Genomic DNA, 16230 nt, shown 5'->3' with positions numbered 1-16230 from the left:
CATCGCGACCGTTAGTGCTCACCTGCGGAAGCACACGGCCCGGGTCGGTTGCCCACCAGAACCGGCCCGGGCCGTCGTCGTTCCGGGGCTCAGTGCAGCGTGACGGTGTCCCCGCGCCGGACCGTGCCACCACGGACGACCTCGGCGTAGGCGCCGGCGCAGGGCAGCACCCCGAAGCCGGGGACCTCGACGCGGTTCTCGCGCATCAGCGGCGTCAGGGCCTTCGGCTCCCGCGGCAGGTCGCCGTGCTCGAGGGTCGGCACCGAGCACCGCGGGGTCGGCAACGTCGGGCGGAGCACGACCTCCCCGACGTGCAGCTCGCGGCCGAGCCAGCCGTTCTCGGCGAAGGGCTCGCCGTCGGAGGTGATGACGAGGTTCGGGCGGTAGCGCAGCGCCTCGATCCCGAGGTGGTCGAGCGTCGCGGTGGTGATCAGGTGCACCGGCGAGTGGTCGACGAACGTGTCGCCGCCGGTGCCCTGGGAGATCTCGAGCGTGGGGGCCTCGAGTTCGGCGTCCAGACCCTGCGCGAGCACCTCCTCGGGATCCGGGCGCTCCACCGACGACCCCGAGGGGCGGGCGGTCGACACCTCGACGGGCCGCCCGAGATCGGCGGTGAGGACCTCGACGAGGCGCGGGTCGTCGGCGTCGATCGTCTCGCCGTCGGGGGTGGTCACGACGACGCGGTCGTCCTGCACCGCGGCGGTGTACTGCAGCAGGCGCCGCCAGTGCCGCGGCTGCTTCGCGGTGGCGACGTAGCCCGTCGTCGGGTCGAGCAGCGCCCGCCAGCGGTCACGGTCCAGCCCGGTGTCCCCGACGACGGCGGACTCGAGCGGCTGTCCCAGCATGGACTTCACCGGGTAGCGGACCAGGGTGGACACCTGCACGGGTCATCTCTCCTCGGGTCGGGGGGCGAGCGCACGCTTGAGGTCGATCACGGGGGTGCCGTCGATCGCCTCGAGGGCGTCGACGTGGATCCGCGTGCCGTCCCGGCCGAGTACCCGCACGGTGTGCAGGCCCACCGGGTTGGGGCGCGCGGGGGAGCGGGTGCTGAACACCCCGGTCGGCGGCCAGGACGGGTCGCCGCGCGGGTGCACCACGAGCACCGAGCGGTCGGCGTCGTGCAGCCACGTCACGACGACGAGCTCGTCGCCGACGGCGATGTCGGCCGCGGCGGGGGCGAGCGCGGGGTCGAGCACGAGCCACGCGTCCGGGGCGCCCTCGTCGGCCTGTTTCGGCGCGTCGGCGCGGTCGACCAGGGCGGACTCGACGTGACCGATCGGTCGGGCCTCGAACGTCACCGGACCGTGCTCGCCAGGATCGTCCCGACGACGGCCTCGACCTGGTCCTGCAGGTCCACGCAGGGCGTCCGGTCAGGCCGGGCGACGACGACGTGCCGCCCCGGCCCGTCGGCGATCCCGTCGAGCGCGGGCGGGCCGGCGTCGAAGGCGTCGGCGACGACGAGCACGTCGAGCTCGTGCGTCCCGTCGGTCGTCGCGAACCCGGACGGGTCCACCCGCACCAGGTCGGCGAGCGACGCGAGCGTGACGTGGTCCCGGGCGAACGCCTCGAGGTAGCCGTCGTCGAGCACGACCGGACCCGACCCGGCGTCGGGAAGAAGGCGCCGGTCCTCGGTGCGGGCGCGCATGGCGGCGCGGTCGGCCGGCGTCGGGCCCGGCTCCCCGGGCGGGGGGAAGTGCGCCCGGTAGTCGGCGCGCTCCTGCCAGCCGTAGACGGGGTTGTGCCGGCGCACGACGTCGACCGCACCGTCGGCCAGGACGACCAGCGACGCCACCCGGTCGACGATCCACGGCACCAGCTGCACGGTGGCGGGGGTGGTCCCCACGATCCCGACCCGGCGGCCGGTCAGGTCGTGGCCGTCCTCGGGCCACGCGGCGGTCCGGACGACGAGGCCGGCGAAGGCCGCCGTGTCGACCGCCGGTTCGACGGGGCGACGACCGGGACAGACGACCAGCTCGCGCGCCCGGACGGGACCGCCGGGGGCGGTCTCCAGGGCCCAGACCCCGTCGTCGGGAACGGCGGAGACGACCCGCGTGCGCAGCGAGAGCGAGCGGCGCAGGTCGAGCCGGTCGGCGACGAAGCGGAACCAGCGCTGCACCTCGTAGCCCGCCGGGTACCGCTCGCTCCAGCCCCAGTCGCGGTAGAGCTGCTCGGAGACGCGGTACTGGTAGTGCTCGCAGGAGGTGTCCAGGTGCGAGCCGGGATAGGCGTGCCACCACCAGGTGCCGCCGACGTTGCCCGCCGCGTCGAAGGCGTGCGCGCGCAGGCCCGCCTCCCGCAGCAGGTGCAGGGCGAGCAGCCCGGAGAAGCCGGCGCCGACGACGGCCACGTCGAGGTCCATCATCGGATTCTGATGGACGGCATCCCCCGGAAGACACTGAACGACGGCAGATCGGTCCCGCAGTTCGGGCTCGGCGTCTACCACGTCCCGCCCGCCGACACGGCCCGCGTGGTCGCGACCGCGCTGGAGCTGGGCTACCGCCACGTCGACACGGCGCAGGGCTACGGCAACGAACGCGAGGTCGGGGAGGGCATCCGGGCCGCCGGCGTGCCCCGCGAGGACGTCTGGATCACGACGAAGCTCGACGACGGGCGCCACGGCGACCCGCGCGCGGCCCTGGCAGAGAGCCTGGAGCGGCTCGGCACCGACCACGTCGACCTGTTCCTGATCCACCGGCCCGGCGACCGGGACGTCGACGTCTGGCGGGCGCTGATCGAGGCCCGCGACGACGGGGCGGCGCGGTCGATCGGGCTGTCGAACTTCTCGCGGCGAGGGGTGCGCGCCCTGATCGACGCGACCGGCGTGGTGCCCGCGGTGCACCAGATCCGGGCCAACCCGCGGACCCCGCACCGGGCGATGCAGGCGTTCCACCGGCGCCACGGCATCGCGACCGAGGCGTGGGGCCCGCTGCGCGAGGGCCGGTTGATCGCGCACCCGACGGCCCGGCGCGTGGCCGACCGGGTCGACGCGACCCCGGCCCAGGTGCTGCTGCGCTGGCACCTGGACCGGGGGTTGATCGCGTTCCCGAAGACGACCTCGCCCGAGCGCCTCGCCGAGAACCTCGGCGTGGCGGGCGTGCGGCTGGCGGCGCGGGACCTGCGCGCGATCGACCGGATGCGCCGGCGGCCCTAGACCGGCGACACCGTCACGTCGAGGTGCTCCCAGCCCCGCAGGCCGTTGTTGATCATCGGCGTGCGGCCCCGGACCTCGAAGCGGGACACCCGGTCGGCGAGGCGTTCGAGCAGCGTCGACATCTCCAGGCGGGCCAGGTGCATGCCGACGCAGACGTGCTCGCCGCGGCCGAAGGCGAGGTGGTCGGACGGCTTGCGGGTGATGTCGAAGCGGTCCGGGTCGGGGTACTTGCGCTCGTCGCGGTTGGCCGACCCGTAGAGCAGGGCCACCCGGCTGCCGGCGGGCAGGGCGACGCCGTCGATCTCGTGGTCCTCGGTGAGGACGCGCGTGAACTGCGGGACCGGGGTCTCGATCCGCAGCGCCTCGTTGATGGCGTGCGGGATGAGCGACCGGTCCGCGCGCAGGGCGTCCCACTGGTCGGGGTGGTCGGCGAACAGCGCGATCATCGACGCGATCCCCAGGATCGTGGTGTCGAGGCTCGGCGTGACGTAGTCGAGCATCATCACCGGGCACTTCTCGCGCGGCATCTCGCCGCGGTCGGCCGCCTCGTAGAGGTGGGCCGCCCAGCCGTCCGGGTCGATCCGTCCGGGCACGGCGTCGTTCGCCGCGAAGGACAGGAACTCGCCGACCTGGGGCCCGGCGTCGAGGAACCGCTGATTACGGGGCCCCTGGACGTCCCAGATCGCCGCGGCCCACTCCAGGAGCTTGCCGCGGTACTCCTCCCCGAGGCCGACGAGTGTCGAGACGACCGCCATGGGCAGGTGCTCGGCGAGGTCGGCGACGGCGTCGAAGCGCCCGGCCCCGACCACGCGGTCGACCACGCGGTCGGCCTCCGCGGCGATCGTCGGTGCGATCTCCCGCATCCGGTCGGGTCGCAGCGGGCGGCCGAGCACCGAGCGCATCATCGTGTGGTCCGGCGGGTCGGAGCACAGCGTGATGCCCTCGAGGGTCCGGTTCGTCTCCTCGTCGACGAACACCGACCTCGCCGAGGAGAACGTGCGCCAGTCCATGAGCGCCGCGCGGACGTCGGCGTAGCGGGGGAGCGCGTAGTGGCCGTGGCGGGCCATCTCGACGACGGGTCCGGCGTCGCGCAGCTCGCGGTAGATCGGATAGGGGTCGACCCGCGCGTCGTCGGCGAAGAGGTCGACGTCGCTGACCGGGATGTCACGGACGGCTGTCACGCGGGCATCGTGCAGGAGAGTTGTGACCCCGCACACGGGTCCTACCGCGGAGCGGAAACCGGGTGGCGGTCTCCACGGAGATGTCCTGGCGGACCCGAACCGGGCAGAATCACCCGAACCCGGCACGAAGGAGCCGCCATGAGCCAGGACGTGCCCGTCGCGCAGCACCCGGCCGAGCCGCTCGAGCCGCCGACCGGTGCCGCCCGGTTCCGCAGCCTCGGGCCCGGCATCCTCGCCGCGGCGGCCGGGGTCGGCGCGGGCGATCTGGTCGCGACGATGGTCGCGGGGGCCGAGTACGGCACCGCGCTGCTCTGGGCCGCGCTGCTCGGCACGGTGCTCAAGCTGGCCCTCGGCGAGGGGGTCGGGCGCTGGCACCTGGCGTCGGGATCGACCCTGCTCGACGGCTGGCGCCGGCTCGGCCGCTGGGCCACCGGGTTCTTCGCGGTCTACATCGTGATCTGGGGCTTCGTCTACGGCGCGACCGCGATGTCCGCGGTCGGGCTGCCGCTCAACGCCCTGTTCGGCGGCCTGTCGGTGCGCTACTGGGCGATGATCGCCGGGGTGCTCGGGCTCGCTCTCGTGTGGGCGCAGCGCTACCAGGTGTTCGAACGGTTCATCACCGTGCTCGTGGCGCTCAAGTTCGTCACGGTCGTGTCGGTCGCCGTGCTCGTCGCGCCGGACCTCGGCGACCTGGCGTCGGGGCTGGTGCCGCGGCTGCCCGCCGGCTCCACCGTGTACGTCCTGGGGCTGATCGGGGGCGTCGGCGGCACGATCACGATGGCCGCCTACGGCTACTGGATGTTCGCCAAGGGCTGGAAGGGCACCGGCTGGCTCTCGATGATGCGGCTCGACAACGCCGTCGGCTACGTCATGACCGGGATCTTCGTCGTCGCGATGCTCGTCGTCGGCTCGACGCTGCTGCTCGGGCAGGACCTCACCGAGTCCGACCGCGGGCTGCTCGTCCTCGGCGAGGTGCTCGCCGCGGACTACGGGCAGTGGGCACGCATCCTGTTCCTCGTCGGCTTCCTCGCCGTGACCACCAGCTCGCTGCTCGGGGTGTGGAACGGCGTCAGCCTCCTGTTCGCCGACACCCTCCGGACGCTGCGCCTGCCGCACGGGTCTCGGGCGACGGAGGCGGCCGACGCGGCGGTGGGCGACGAGGACGCCGCCGGCGCCGAGTACTCCGCCGCCGACGTCGAGCGCTCGTGGCCGTTCCGCGGGTACCTGCTCTGGCTGACCCTGCCGCCGATGGCGCTGCTGTTCATCGACCGGCCGTTCGGGCTGACCCTGGTCTACGGCGTGCTCGGGTCGGTGTTCATGCCGTTCCTCGCGATCACGCTGATGCTGCTGCTCAACTCGTCGCGCATCGCCCGGGACGGCCGCTCGGGGTGGCTGTCCAACATCCTGCTCGGGGCCTCGTCGGCGCTGTTCCTGACCCTCCTCGTCACCGACCTCGTGAACCGGCTGGGCTGACCTCCCTCCTCGTGGCAGGAGCGCGTCGTTGCTGTCATCCCGTGGCAGTGACGCCACATCGTCGATCACGTTGGTCCGCCTGCCACGACTCCGACGGAGGTTCGGCCCAACTTTCAACCAGTGCCGATCCGCCCGGCGCCGGGGCGCGGACGTCCCGGTGTGAACGCTTCTCCCGACTTCGTCCCCGACCCGCTCGCGGCCCTGCCGGTGCTGCGGGAGGCCGGGGTGAGCGTGTACTGGGAGCAGCTCGACGGACGGACGGCCTGGGTGGCCGACCCGGGGACGCGCGAGGTGTGGCTGTCCCGCGCGATCCCGCCGTCGTCGCTGCTGCACTACTTCGTCGAGGCGCTGGCCGCGATCGACGACGGGGCGGACGTCGAGCCCGCGCCGTCGATCGCCCTGGTGCACTCGGCCGACGAGGTGGCGCAGCCCTCGCCCCGACGGGCGGGGCTCCGGTCGGTGTAGCCGGTCAGAGGATGGGCGTCCCGCCGGTGACCGCGATCCGGGCGCCGGAGACGTAGCTGGACTCGTCGGAGGCCAGCATGACGTAGACCGGGGCGAGCTCGGCGGGCTGGCCGGGGCGCCCGAGCGGGGTCGACGTGCCGAAGCCCTCGACGTCCTCCGGCGCGATGGTCGCCGGGATGAGCGGGGTCCAGATGGGCCCCGGCGCGACGCTGTTCGCGCGGATGCCCTTCGGCCCGTACTGCTGGGCCAGCGCTCCGGTGAAGTTCGCGATGCCGGCCTTCGTGGTGTCGTAGACGATCAGCTGGGGCGGCGGCTGGTCGGAGTTCACCGAGGTCGTGTTGATGATCGACGCGCCGGGGCGCATGTGCGGCAGCGCCGCCTTCGTCACGTGGAAGAGGCTGCCCAGGTTGACCGCCATCGTGTGGTCCCACTCGTCGTCGGGGACGTCCTCGAGGGTCTCCCGCGCCATCTGGAACGCGGCATTGTTCACGAGCACGTCGATCCGTCCGAACTCGTCGACCGCCCGGGCCACGAGGTCCCGGCAGGCCTGCGGCTCGGCGAGGTCCCCGGGCACGAGCACGGCCTTCCGCCCGGCGTCCTCGACCCAGCGCGCGGTGGCGCGGGCGTCCTCCTCCTCGGCGGGCAGGTAGCCGATCACGACGTCGGCGCCCTCGCGGGCGAAGGCGATCGCGACGGCGCGGCCGATGCCGCTGTCCGCCCCGGTGATCACCGTGGCCTTGTCCTGCAGCCGACCGCTGCCGCGGTAGCTCTGCTCACCGTGGTCGGCGGGCGGGTCGAGCAGGGCTTCGTGGCCGGGGTGGTCCTGGCCCTGGGCGGGCGGGTTCGTCATGGGAGTCCTCGTTCTCGACGGCGGGGGGCGGCGGATTGCCGCGACCACCTCGCCGTGAAACGGACCCTCAGACGTGCTGCTCCTGCTTCCGCCGCGGGAGCAGGTGGGCGATCGCGACGAGGATCCCGCCGACCACGAGACCGATCACGGCCGAGCACGCCGTGTTGACCAGCCAGCCGGGGAAGCCGCCGCCGAGCAGCTCCTCGAGGTGGTGCACGAACGCGTACGGCGGGTGGAACCCGAGCTCGTCGACCCCCACGAGCAGGATGTGCCCGCCGACCCAGAGCATCGCGACGATCCCGACGTTCGACAGGGTCGCCAGCACGATCGGCATCGCCTTCACCAGCCCGCGGCCGAACCCGGCGACGCCCGGGGACTCCCGCTTCGACAGCGCCAGCCCGGCGTCGTCCATCTTCACGATGAGCGCCACGACGCCGTAGACGAGCACGGTGATCACGACGGCGACGAAGGCCAGGATCACCGCGCGCGAGACCAGCCCCTCGGAGGCGACCTCGTTCAGCGCGATGACCATGATCTCGGCGCTCAGGATGAAGTCCGTGCGCACCGCCGAGGAGACGATCTTCTTCTCGTTCTCCTCGGGCGCGGCAGCCACGGCCTCGTTGCGGGCCTCGGCCTGCTCCTCGTGCCCGGTGATCTTCTCCCACACCTTCTCGGCGCCCTCGTAGGAGAGGTAGAGCCCGCCGAGCATGAGGATCGGGGTGAGCGCCCACGGCGCGAACTGGCTGAGCAGCAGCGCGACCGGGAGGATGATCAGGATCTTGTTGATCAGCGAGCCCCGCGCGATGCGGCCGATGATCGAGAGTTCCCGCCTCGGCTCCAGGCCCTGGACGTAGCGCGGGGTCACCGCGGCGTCGTCGACGACCACGCCGGCCGCCTTGGCGCTCGCCCGGCCGGCCGCACCGGCCACGTCGTCGAGCGAGGCGGTGGTCAGCTTGACCAGCGCCGCGACGTCGTCGAGGAGGGCGAAGAGTCCGGCTGCCATGACGTGGAGCTTATGTCCTGTTCACGTCGTCGCGAGGGTTGCGTCGGGGGTCGCGCGGAACGGATCCCTGTGGTGGAGTCCCTGTGACCTGACACACGTGGAGGTGGGTATGGCGGGCTCGTGGCAGCCGGGTGACTCGGTGGCGGACCGGTGGTTGCTGGACCTGGAGGCGGGCCGGGTCTCGCTGGACGACACGGTGGCCGCGTTGTCGGCCCACGAGTGGCCGGACGCGACGCCGGCCAGTTCGAGCCTGGGCGACACGGACCCGTTCCCCGAAGGCGGTTGGGTGAAGACGATGGACGCCGCCCACGACGACGGGCGGATCACCGACGAGCAGTACAAGGCGATCTACGACGCCTGCCGGAAGCGCTGAGGCGGATGTCGCCCGACCCGCTGCCGCGCGGACCCGCGCCCTTCGACACCTCGGGCCTCACCCGGGGCGCCGACGGGATCGCGCGGTACGACGGGCTGGCGCCCTCCGTCGTCGCGATGGTCCGGGCCTCGGTCGAGCGCCATCCCGACGTCGAGGCACTCGTCGAGGTGGGCGGGGAGCGGCTGACGTACGCGGAGCTCTGGGAGCGGGCCGCGACGGTCGCGGGCGGGCTCGTGGCCGACGGCGTCGACCGGGGCGACCGGGTGGCGTCGCTCCTGCCCGCCGGGGTCGACTGGGTGGTCGGGTTCCTCGGGACCCTGCTCGCCGGTGCCGTCGCGGTGCCGGTGAACACCCGCTTCGCCCCGCCGGAGGTGGAGCACGTGCTCGCCGACAGCGGCGCGTCGGTGGTGCTCCGCCCGGGGGCACCGCTCCCGTCGGGCCACCCGCAGGCGCTCGAGGACCTCGTCCCCGGCGACCTGGCGGCCATCTTCTACACGAGCGGGACCACCGGCCGACCCAAGGGCGCCCGTACCACCCATGGGAACTTCCTGGCCAACGTCGAGACCGCGATCCGGGTCATCGGCATCGACCGGGCCGAGGGACCGACGCTGCGGAACCTGGTGTCGGTGCCGCTCTTCCACGTCACCGGGTGCAACTCCCAGCTGCTCGTGCAGCTCGGGCTCGGCGGCACGACGGTCGTCCTGCCCGCCTTCGACGGGGCCGCCTTCGTCTCGACGATCGTCGACGAGCGGATCGACACGCTGGTCAGCGTCCCGGCGATCTACGGTCTGACCCTCGCGCGCGATCTCGGCGTGGACCTCTCTCACGTGCGGCGGGTGACCTACGGCGGCGCCCCGATCGCCCCGGCCCTCGTCCGGCGGCTGGCCGAACGGCTCCCGCAGGCGCGGCTCGGCAACGGCTTCGGCCTGACCGAGACGTCCTCGATCTCCACCTTCCTGCCGCACGAGTGGGCCGCGGAGCACGCCGACTCGGTGGGCTTCGCCGCACCGGTGGTCGACCTGGCCCTCGACGACGTCGACGACGCCGGCGTGGGCGAGCTGCTGATCCGGGGGCCGAACGTCGTCGACGGCTACTGGGCCGCGCCGGACGCGACGGCGTCGACCTTCGTGGACGGGTGGCTGCGGACCGGGGACCTGGCCCGGATCGACGACGGTCTGGTCCGGGTGGTCGACCGCGCGAAGGACGTGATCAACCGGGGCGGCGAGAACGTCTACTCGGTGGAGGTCGAGAACGCGCTCGCCGGCGCGCCCGGGGTCGCCGACGCCGCCGTCGTCGGGGTGCCCGACGACGTGATGGGGGAGAAGGTGGGGGCGGTGCTCGTCGGCGCGGGGATCGACGTCGACGCCGTCCTCGCGCACCTCGCGACGCAGCTCGCCGACTTCAAGCTGCCCCAGTACGTCGTGGTGACGTCCGAGCCGCTGCCACGCAATCCCGGCGGCAAGCTCCTCAAGCGCGCGCTCCGGGACGGCACGCAGTGGGGTCAACCCGTGCACGGGAAGTGAGATCCGGGGTCGGTTGGCCGAGAACTTACTCCGTTCGTGACCGGATCGGTGCCGAATCGACTACAGGAAGCTGTGCTATGACCGCCTATCGTCCCTGAAGGGGGAACGACAGGGGGAACTGTCATGTGGATCATCGCTCCGCTCACGCCGGGTGCGTGCCGGGCCGACCGCGAGTGGCACCGGCGGGAGGTTGCCGCGCGGGAGCGCGAGTTGAAGGACGTCTGGACGAATGCCTGCCTCGTCACGCACCTCGCGCAGGTGATGCCGCCGCCTGGCGCGATCCTCCAGGTCCCGACGATCGGCCGGATCACCCTCGACTGCTCGCCGCCCCGCTTCTCCGTGAAGCTGCGGCCCGGACAGCTCCCGATCGACGTGATCCGGCGGGCCGACCGTCTCGCCGCCGCCCTCCGCGTGCCCGCGATCGAGATCGTCCCCTTCTCCGACGCGCAGTGGATCTCGATCCGGCTGCTCGAGCCGTACTGGATCGAGTGGCCCGACGACCACATCCTCGAGGCGGGCGACGAACCGCCGATGCTCGAGGGCGGCCCGGACGGCGGCGTCAAGGTCATCGAGGGGGCACCGGCTCCGACCGCTGCCCCCGGGACGTCGGTCACGGCCCGCACGGCGGTCCGCCGTTTCCTCGGTGGGTTCCGGCGCCGGCCGGACCCCGACCGGGGCCCCGAGGAGATCATGCCGACAGGCTGACCGGTTCGGGCTCGGCCCACCGGATCAGTGCGATCGCGACGACGACGAGTGCGCCGCCCGCCACCTGCGTGCCGGTCGGCCGCTGCGCGACCAGCCACCAGGCGGCGAGGACGGCGAAGAGCACCTCGCTGAGCCCGACGAACGAGGCCAGCCGGGAGCCGAGCCGGCCCACGGCCGCAATGCCGGAGAGGTAGGCGAACGCGGTCGACACCGCGGCGACGAGCGCGACCCCGACCCACCACGGCGCCGTCCATCCCCCGAGGTCGATCGGCGCGGTGGCGGCGCGCAGGGGCAGCAGGCCGAGCAGTCCGACGGCGGCCACGACGGCGCTGCCGACGAGCGTGCCGCCCGCGATCAGGACGAGGGCCGGCGGGCCGTCGGTCCCGCGCCCGGACGCGGCCGAGAGCTGGAAGTAGGCGGCGAGGCAGACCGCGGCGGCGAGCCCCCAGGCCACGCCGACGAGGTCGACGACCGCACCGCGCCCGACGTCGAGAACGAGCACGAGCCCTGCGATCGCGAGGGCCGCACCGAGGATCGTCAGGGGACGGGGCCGCGCGCCCGACCGCGCCCACGTCCACCCGAGGAGCAGCACGGGCGCGGTGTACTCGATCAGCAGCGCGACGCCGACGGAGAGGCGCTCGACCGCGCCGAAGTAGCAGACCTGCGCACCGGCCAACGGGATCATGCCGTAGACGGCGATCGCCCAGAGGTGCCCGGCCCGCGGCCGCCATCCGCGGCCGAGGACGACGAGCAGCGGGACGACGAGCAGGAGCGCCGTCCCGGCGAGGCGGCCCAGCGCCACCGCCGGCGCCGACCAGCCGGTGGCGAGCAGCGACGCCGCGAACGGTCCGGCCAGCCCGAACGTGAACCCGGAGAGCAGCGCGATCGCCAGGCCCGAGACCGGCTGCGGGGCGACGGACACGCGAGCGCTCACGAGCGGACATCATGGACCCCGATGTTGTCGCTGCTGACCACGATCGGTCCGGTCCTGGCCGGCCGGGTGCTCTTCGCCGTGCCCACGACGGCGCCCCGGTTCGCGTTGACGTTCGACGACGGGCCGGACCCGGCGACGACCCCGGCGTTGCTCGACGTCCTGGCCCGGCACGGGGCGCACGCGACGTTCTTCCTCATCGGCGAGCGGGCCGAGGCGCACCCGGACCTCGCGGCGCGGATCGCGGCCGGGGGGCACGAGATCGGCAACCACACGTGGCGGGATCGCCCGACGTGGCAGCTGCCGCTCGAGGAGTTCCGCGACGACCTGCGCGCGACGCAGGCCCTGCTCACCGGCTACGGCCTCGTCCGGTGGTTCCGTCCCGGCTCCGGGTGGCCGACCTCCGCGCACGTCGCGGTCGCCGAGGAGGAGGGGCTGCGATGCGTGCTGGGGTCGGCGGTGGCGATCGCGGGGTCCGGGGCCGGGACGGCGACGACCGCGGCGTGGCTGGACCCCGTGGTGCGGCGCGGTTCGGTCGTCGTGTTGCACGAGGGCCCGCAGCGCGCCGGTGTGGCCGAGACCGTGGACGGGCTGCTCACCCGGACGGCACGGCGCGGACTGTCGGCGGTGACGTTGTCGGCGCTGGCCTGAGCGCGGCTCAGCGGCCCGAGGGAGCGCCCATGGTGCTGTACTCGAAGAGGTCGTCCCAGGTCTCGTCCAGACGACGCTTGCCCTCGTCGAGCGGGACCACGCTCAGACGGTCCTCGGTGTCCTCGTCGAGCAGGCGCAGCCGACGCAGCTTCGCCACGCCGTCGTCGACCTCGAAGTCGAACTCGGCGTCCCAGGTGCGGGCGAACCAGTCCTCGATGCGCTCGTCCAGCTCCCGAGGAGTCAGCGGTGTCCCCGCCGCGCGCAGGAAGTGGTACGCGAGCACCGCCTCCTTGACCTCCTCGTCCTCCGCGGCGTCGAGGAGGTGGTGGAAGACGCCCGCGTCGTTGTCGAGGTTGCGGAAGTAGAGGCTCTCGGACAGCGTCTTCATGAACTGGATGCGCCTGTTCTTGAACGCGCTGACCTGCCGCACCACGTAACCGCCGAACGCCACGAGGCCGGCCCCGAGCGTGAGGAGCTGGCCGCTGTTGAGCTCCACGGGCTGGCGGCGGGCCCCGATCCAGAAGGCGAGCAGCAGGAACAGCGGCAGCAGGGCCGCGATGAGCTTGGTGGCGACCACGATGACGCCCGAGATGACGGCGGGGACGCCGATCAGGAGCTTGTCGAGGCGCCGCATCCGCACCTGCGCATTGGGGAACAGCATCTCGAGGTCGGCGCGGGGCACGTCCTGGAACAGCTTGATGATCGTCGAGCCCGGTGTGAACGGCAGGTCGTCGACGTCCCGACCGTTCTCCTCGAAGTAGGACGCGTCCTTGAACCGGACGTAGACGAGGACCTTGCCGTAGTTGGTGAAGGTCATGGTCCGGCGACGGAGGCCGAAGAACTGCCTGACCTCCTCCGTCCGGACGGTCTCGCCGCGTCGATAGAAGACGACCTGCTCGAAGTCGTCGAAGTCGACGTCCAGCCGGACCTTCATCAGCGATTCCTGCTCGAACGCCTGGCCGAGATCCTCGGCGGAGATCCGCACGAAGTTGGCGTCCTCGGCGAGGTCGGCGAGCTCGCGCGCCACCCGCTCCTGCGCCTCGGCCCGCTCGCCCTCGCTCGGCTCGACCACCGTGCGCGTGTCCGAGTCCGGATTGAAGGGGTGGTACGCGTCCTTGAGCGCCTCGAGTCGCCCACGGAACTCGTGGTGGAGGAGGCTGGACAGGAGCTCGGCGAAGGCGCGGAAGGACTCCCGGTCGGCCTCCGGCTCGCGGTCCACACACATCGCGACGACGTCCGTCTTGCGGAACGGGATGAAACGCTCGCCGGTCACGGCAGGCCCCTCGGGAGGCTGGGCGGGGTCGGGAACAGTCCCGGCCCTGTGTCACCAGGACCGGCTCGGCCGCCGCGGGGCGACGGAACCGGATCGGGACGATACCGGCCCCGCTCCGCGACGGGGCGTCGTGACGCGTCGAGCACGAGCGGCCCCACTGGGCGCCCCCGGCAGGATTCGAACCTGCGACACCCGCTTTAGGAGAGCGGTGCTCTATCCCCTGAGCTACGGGGGCCCGGGTGCAGCGTAACCGCTCCGACGGGTGCGGCCCCGCGAGGTTCACGTGGGGCAGGTTCTGAAGCCCACTGACCTGCCTGGCGTGTACCTCGCGGCGTGAAGGCGGCCCGAGGTCCGGGTCGCCCGGCGTGGAGCCGGCCGTCGACCATGATCACCGAGCACCGACGGTGGCCCACCGGCCCCGCCGACCACCGAGGGTGCTCGATGATCATCAGTCCAAGGGCTCGGCGAACACCCGGAACCCGTCGCGCCCCGTGTGCATCGACCACAGCGTCTCCGCGAGCACGGCCGGGTCCTTGCGCGGGTGCCCCGGCTCGATGGCGCCCGGGATGATCAGCTGCGCGACGTGGACGCCGTCGGCGGCCACCTCGTCGTGCAGCATCGTCGCGAACGCCCCGAGCCCGGCGAAGGCGATCGAGGTGCCCGCCACGCGGGACGAGGGGCGCGCGCCGGACCCGCCGTTGACGAACAGCACCGTCCCGCGCCCGAGGTGACGCATCCCCGGCAGGACCTGGTGCACCGCGGCGACCGGACCGTAGATCGACGTCTCCACCGGCCCCACGAGGTCGGCCGCCGTGGTCTCCAGCACCGGGCGCAGGAAGTCCTTCTGCGGCAGCGGGCTGTACTGCAGGACCTCGATCGGACCGACGGTCTCGGTGATCTCCTCGAGCGTGCGGGCGAGAGCGGCCGGGTCACGGGCGTCGGTGGCGAACCCGTGGGCCGACACGCCCTCGGCCGCGAGGTCGGCGGCCAGCCCGCGGGCCCGGTCGAGGTTGCGGGAGACCAGGGCGACGTCGAGGCCCTCCGCCCCGAAGCGTCGGGCGGTCGCCGCGCCCAGTCCCCGGCCGGCCCCGATGATCGCGATCGTCGTCACGGCGCGGTGACTGCCCGCGTTCAGGCGTCCTTGAACCCGGTGAGCTGCGCGCCGATGCGCTGCCCCATCGCCGCGCCGAGCGCCTGCAGCCCGGACAACGGCCGCACCATCACCTCGAACTCGGTGATCAGCCCGTCGTCGTCGACGTGGATGAGGTCCACCCCGCGCAGCGACCTGCCGTCGACGGTCGCCGAGAACTCCAGCACCGCGTCCGACCCCTCGCGGAACTGCCGGTGGTAGCGGAAGTCCTCGAAGACGGTCAGCACCGTGGACAGGGCGAGCACCACCGCGTCGCGCGACGGGTACGGCGTGTGCGCCACGGGCGACCGGAACACCGCGTCGGCGTGGATGATCTGCGGCAGGTCCGACATGTCGCGCCGGGCGACCATGTCGTGCCACCGGTCCAGGGTGTCGTCGAGGGTCATGCGTCGAGCCTGCCGGGCGACCCGTCGTCGCGCACCAGTGGCCCGCCCTGCTCCGACCAGGCCCGCAGTCCGCCGGCCAGGTTCGTCGCGTCGACCCCGGCGGCGGCGAGCTGCTCGGCGGCGCGGCCGCCCCGGCCGCCACCGCGACAGGTGGTGATCACGGTGCGGCCCGCGAACTCCGCCGGGTCCAGGTCGCCCAGCGGCCGGTGCAGCGAGTCGGGCGCGTGGCCCGTCTCCCACTCGTCCGGCTCGCGGACGTCGACGAGCACGGCCTCGCCGGCCGCCAGCCGGCGCCGGGCCTCGTCGGGATCGACCTCGCTCATCGCGCTCCTCCCAGGTACACGTCGTCGCGTTGGATGGACCAGGGCGCGGCACTCGCGCCGAAGCTCGCCGTGAGGTGGAACCGGTCGGCGCGGATCACCGTGTGCCGCCACTCGACCGGCCGCTCCCCGGCCGTCCCGAGGCGCTCGATGCGGAACACCGGCGCCCCCGGCGGGATGTCGAGCAGCTTCCCGACGGCGGGTTCGGCCACCTCGGCGTGGATGCGCTCGCGGCCGCCGTCGACGCGCAGCCCGGCCCGGGAGGCGAGCTCGGCGTAGAGCGCGGTGCGGGTGAGGTCCGCCCCGACGAGGGCCTCGGCGTCGGCCCACGGCAGCCACGCCCGGTCCCAGGCGAGCGGCTCGCCGTCGGAGAGCCGGAGGCGTTCGAGGGTGAGCAGCGGGGTCGACTCCTCGAGCCCCAGGCGCCGCGCCACGACCCCGTCGGCCACCCGCTCCAGCCGTCGGACCTCGCTGGTCTGCGCCCGGCCCGCCTCCTCCACGGCCGCGAACAGGCTGTACGCCTCGCCGACGGGCTGGTCGATCGCCGGCGGGGGACCGGGGCGGGCGACGCGGGGCACGCGCCCGCGCTCGGCGACGACCACGCCGTCCGCGCGGAGCTGGGCGAGCGCCTGTCGCACGGTGTACCGGCTGACCGCGTACTCCTCGGTGAGCGCGAGCTCGCCGGGGAACGCCGCGTCGAACTCGCGCGCGTGGATGCGGCGGACGAGGTCGTCCTGCAACTGCCCCCACAACGGCCGACCGTCCGCCCGTCGCAACGCCCGCGGTCCCATCGCC

Annotated in this window: 19 protein-coding genes and 1 tRNA gene; 7 read left to right on the top strand and 13 right to left on the bottom strand. The window is 73.4% G+C overall.

Translation table 11 applies throughout. From position 1 onward, the window contains the following. Positions 1–89: 89 nt before the first annotated feature. From BJ983_RS15985 to BJ983_RS15975, 3 genes are read right to left on the bottom strand one after another with little or no spacing between them, the layout of a single operon-like run. Positions 90–884 carry an MOSC domain-containing protein gene (locus BJ983_RS15985; protein ID WP_179794683.1) on the bottom strand — a complete coding sequence of 265 codons (795 nt, stop codon included), beginning with the start codon at positions 882–884 and terminating at the stop codon, positions 90–92. Positions 885–887: 3 nt separating this feature from the next. Continuing rightward, positions 888–1298: a TrmO family methyltransferase domain-containing protein gene (locus BJ983_RS15980; RefSeq protein ID WP_179794682.1), complete on the bottom strand. Its 411-nt coding sequence runs from the start codon at positions 1296–1298 to the stop codon at positions 888–890. Then, positions 1295–2359 carry a flavin-containing monooxygenase gene (locus BJ983_RS15975; protein WP_179794681.1) on the bottom strand — a complete coding sequence of 355 codons (1065 nt, stop codon included), beginning with the start codon at positions 2357–2359 and terminating at the stop codon, positions 1295–1297. Before BJ983_RS15975 ends, BJ983_RS15980 begins: the two co-directional genes overlap by 4 nt. 12 nt (positions 2360–2371) lie before the next feature. Here BJ983_RS15975 and BJ983_RS15970 point away from each other — a divergent pair, with 12 nt between their 5' ends. Beyond that, the gene (locus tag BJ983_RS15970) at positions 2372–3151 is read left to right on the top strand and encodes an aldo/keto reductase (RefSeq protein ID WP_179794680.1); all 780 of its coding nucleotides are present in this window, start codon (positions 2372–2374) and stop codon (positions 3149–3151) included. Here the strand turns inward: BJ983_RS15970 and BJ983_RS32325 are convergent. Beyond that, on the bottom strand, positions 3148–4332 hold the full coding sequence (locus BJ983_RS32325) for a cytochrome P450 (RefSeq protein ID WP_179794679.1): 1185 nt from the start codon (positions 4330–4332) through the stop codon (positions 3148–3150). The two genes, BJ983_RS15970 and BJ983_RS32325, sit on opposite strands and share 4 nt — an antisense overlap. 138 nt (positions 4333–4470) lie before the next feature. On the opposite strand from BJ983_RS32325, the gene BJ983_RS15960 reads away from it, so the two are divergent. After that, a complete protein-coding gene (locus BJ983_RS15960) occupies positions 4471–5805 on the top strand; it encodes an Nramp family divalent metal transporter (protein WP_179794678.1) in 1335 nt (444 codons plus the stop codon). Positions 5806–5964: 159 nt separating this feature from the next. After that, complete coding sequence (locus tag BJ983_RS15955; RefSeq protein ID WP_179794677.1) at positions 5965–6270, top strand: hypothetical protein; 306 nt, start codon at positions 5965–5967, stop codon at positions 6268–6270. A 4-nt stretch (positions 6271–6274) separates the two neighbouring features. On the opposite strand, the gene BJ983_RS15950 is transcribed toward BJ983_RS15955, so the two are convergent. Both BJ983_RS15950 and BJ983_RS15945 read right to left on the bottom strand, forming a co-directional pair. Next, entirely contained in the window at positions 6275–7120 is an 846-nt protein-coding gene (locus tag BJ983_RS15950) for an SDR family oxidoreductase (RefSeq protein WP_179794676.1), read from the bottom strand. 67 nt (positions 7121–7187) lie between these two features. After that, positions 7188–8123 (bottom strand): DUF808 domain-containing protein, encoded by a 936-nt coding sequence (locus BJ983_RS15945; protein WP_179794675.1) that lies wholly within the window; start codon positions 8121–8123, stop codon positions 7188–7190. Positions 8124–8232: 109 nt separating this feature from the next. Here BJ983_RS15945 and BJ983_RS15940 point away from each other — a divergent pair, with 109 nt between their 5' ends. The 3 genes from BJ983_RS15940 to BJ983_RS15930 all read left to right on the top strand — a co-directional run bounded on the left by BJ983_RS15940 (position 8233) and on the right by BJ983_RS15930 (position 10724). Next, positions 8233–8496, top strand: a complete 264-nt coding sequence (locus tag BJ983_RS15940; RefSeq protein ID WP_179794674.1) for a hypothetical protein — start codon at positions 8233–8235, stop codon at positions 8494–8496. Positions 8497–8501: 5 nt separating this feature from the next. Beyond that, positions 8502–10019, top strand: a complete 1518-nt coding sequence (locus BJ983_RS15935) for a class I adenylate-forming enzyme family protein (protein ID WP_179794673.1) — start codon at positions 8502–8504, stop codon at positions 10017–10019. Between the two features lie 123 nt (positions 10020–10142). Further along, a complete protein-coding gene (locus BJ983_RS15930) occupies positions 10143–10724 on the top strand; it encodes a hypothetical protein (RefSeq protein WP_179794672.1) in 582 nt (193 codons plus the stop codon). Here the strand turns inward: BJ983_RS15930 and BJ983_RS15925 are convergent. After that, positions 10708–11658: an EamA family transporter gene (locus BJ983_RS15925; RefSeq protein ID WP_179794671.1), complete on the bottom strand. Its 951-nt coding sequence runs from the start codon at positions 11656–11658 to the stop codon at positions 10708–10710. The two genes, BJ983_RS15930 and BJ983_RS15925, sit on opposite strands and share 17 nt — an antisense overlap. A 21-nt stretch (positions 11659–11679) precedes the next feature. Between BJ983_RS15925 and BJ983_RS15920 the strand changes: the two genes are divergently transcribed. Beyond that, complete coding sequence (locus BJ983_RS15920; protein WP_179794670.1) at positions 11680–12306, top strand: polysaccharide deacetylase family protein; 627 nt, start codon at positions 11680–11682, stop codon at positions 12304–12306. 7 nt (positions 12307–12313) lie between these two features. Here the strand turns inward: BJ983_RS15920 and BJ983_RS32320 are convergent, their stop codons facing one another. The 6 genes from BJ983_RS32320 to BJ983_RS15890 form a co-directional block, all read right to left on the bottom strand. Continuing rightward, positions 12314–13579: a TMEM143 family protein gene (locus tag BJ983_RS32320; RefSeq protein ID WP_179794669.1), complete on the bottom strand. Its 1266-nt coding sequence runs from the start codon at positions 13577–13579 to the stop codon at positions 12314–12316. Positions 13580–13741: 162 nt separating this feature from the next. After that, positions 13742–13814: transfer RNA gene (locus BJ983_RS15910), tRNA-Arg, on the bottom strand. A gap of 213 nt (positions 13815–14027) precedes the next feature. Then, positions 14028–14690 carry an SDR family NAD(P)-dependent oxidoreductase gene (locus tag BJ983_RS15905; protein ID WP_179794668.1) on the bottom strand — a complete coding sequence of 221 codons (663 nt, stop codon included), beginning with the start codon at positions 14688–14690 and terminating at the stop codon, positions 14028–14030. 20 nt (positions 14691–14710) lie between these two features. Next, on the bottom strand, positions 14711–15115 hold the full coding sequence (locus BJ983_RS15900; protein ID WP_179794667.1) for a nuclear transport factor 2 family protein: 405 nt from the start codon (positions 15113–15115) through the stop codon (positions 14711–14713). Further along, positions 15112–15438 carry a rhodanese-like domain-containing protein gene (locus BJ983_RS15895; protein ID WP_179794666.1) on the bottom strand — a complete coding sequence of 109 codons (327 nt, stop codon included), beginning with the start codon at positions 15436–15438 and terminating at the stop codon, positions 15112–15114. The genes BJ983_RS15900 and BJ983_RS15895 overlap by 4 nt, the downstream gene beginning before the upstream one ends. Next, on the bottom strand, positions 15435–16226 hold the full coding sequence (locus tag BJ983_RS15890; RefSeq protein WP_179794665.1) for a GntR family transcriptional regulator: 792 nt from the start codon (positions 16224–16226) through the stop codon (positions 15435–15437). The genes BJ983_RS15895 and BJ983_RS15890 overlap by 4 nt, the downstream gene beginning before the upstream one ends. Positions 16227–16230: the final 4 nt, after the last annotated feature.

It is taken from the genome of Actinomycetospora corticicola, assembly GCF_013409505.1.
GTDB lineage: Bacteria > Actinomycetota > Actinomycetes > Mycobacteriales > Pseudonocardiaceae > Actinomycetospora > Actinomycetospora corticicola.
Note: the sequence above shows the minus strand (reverse complement) of the source record. Positions and strands in the feature narration are given on the sequence as shown.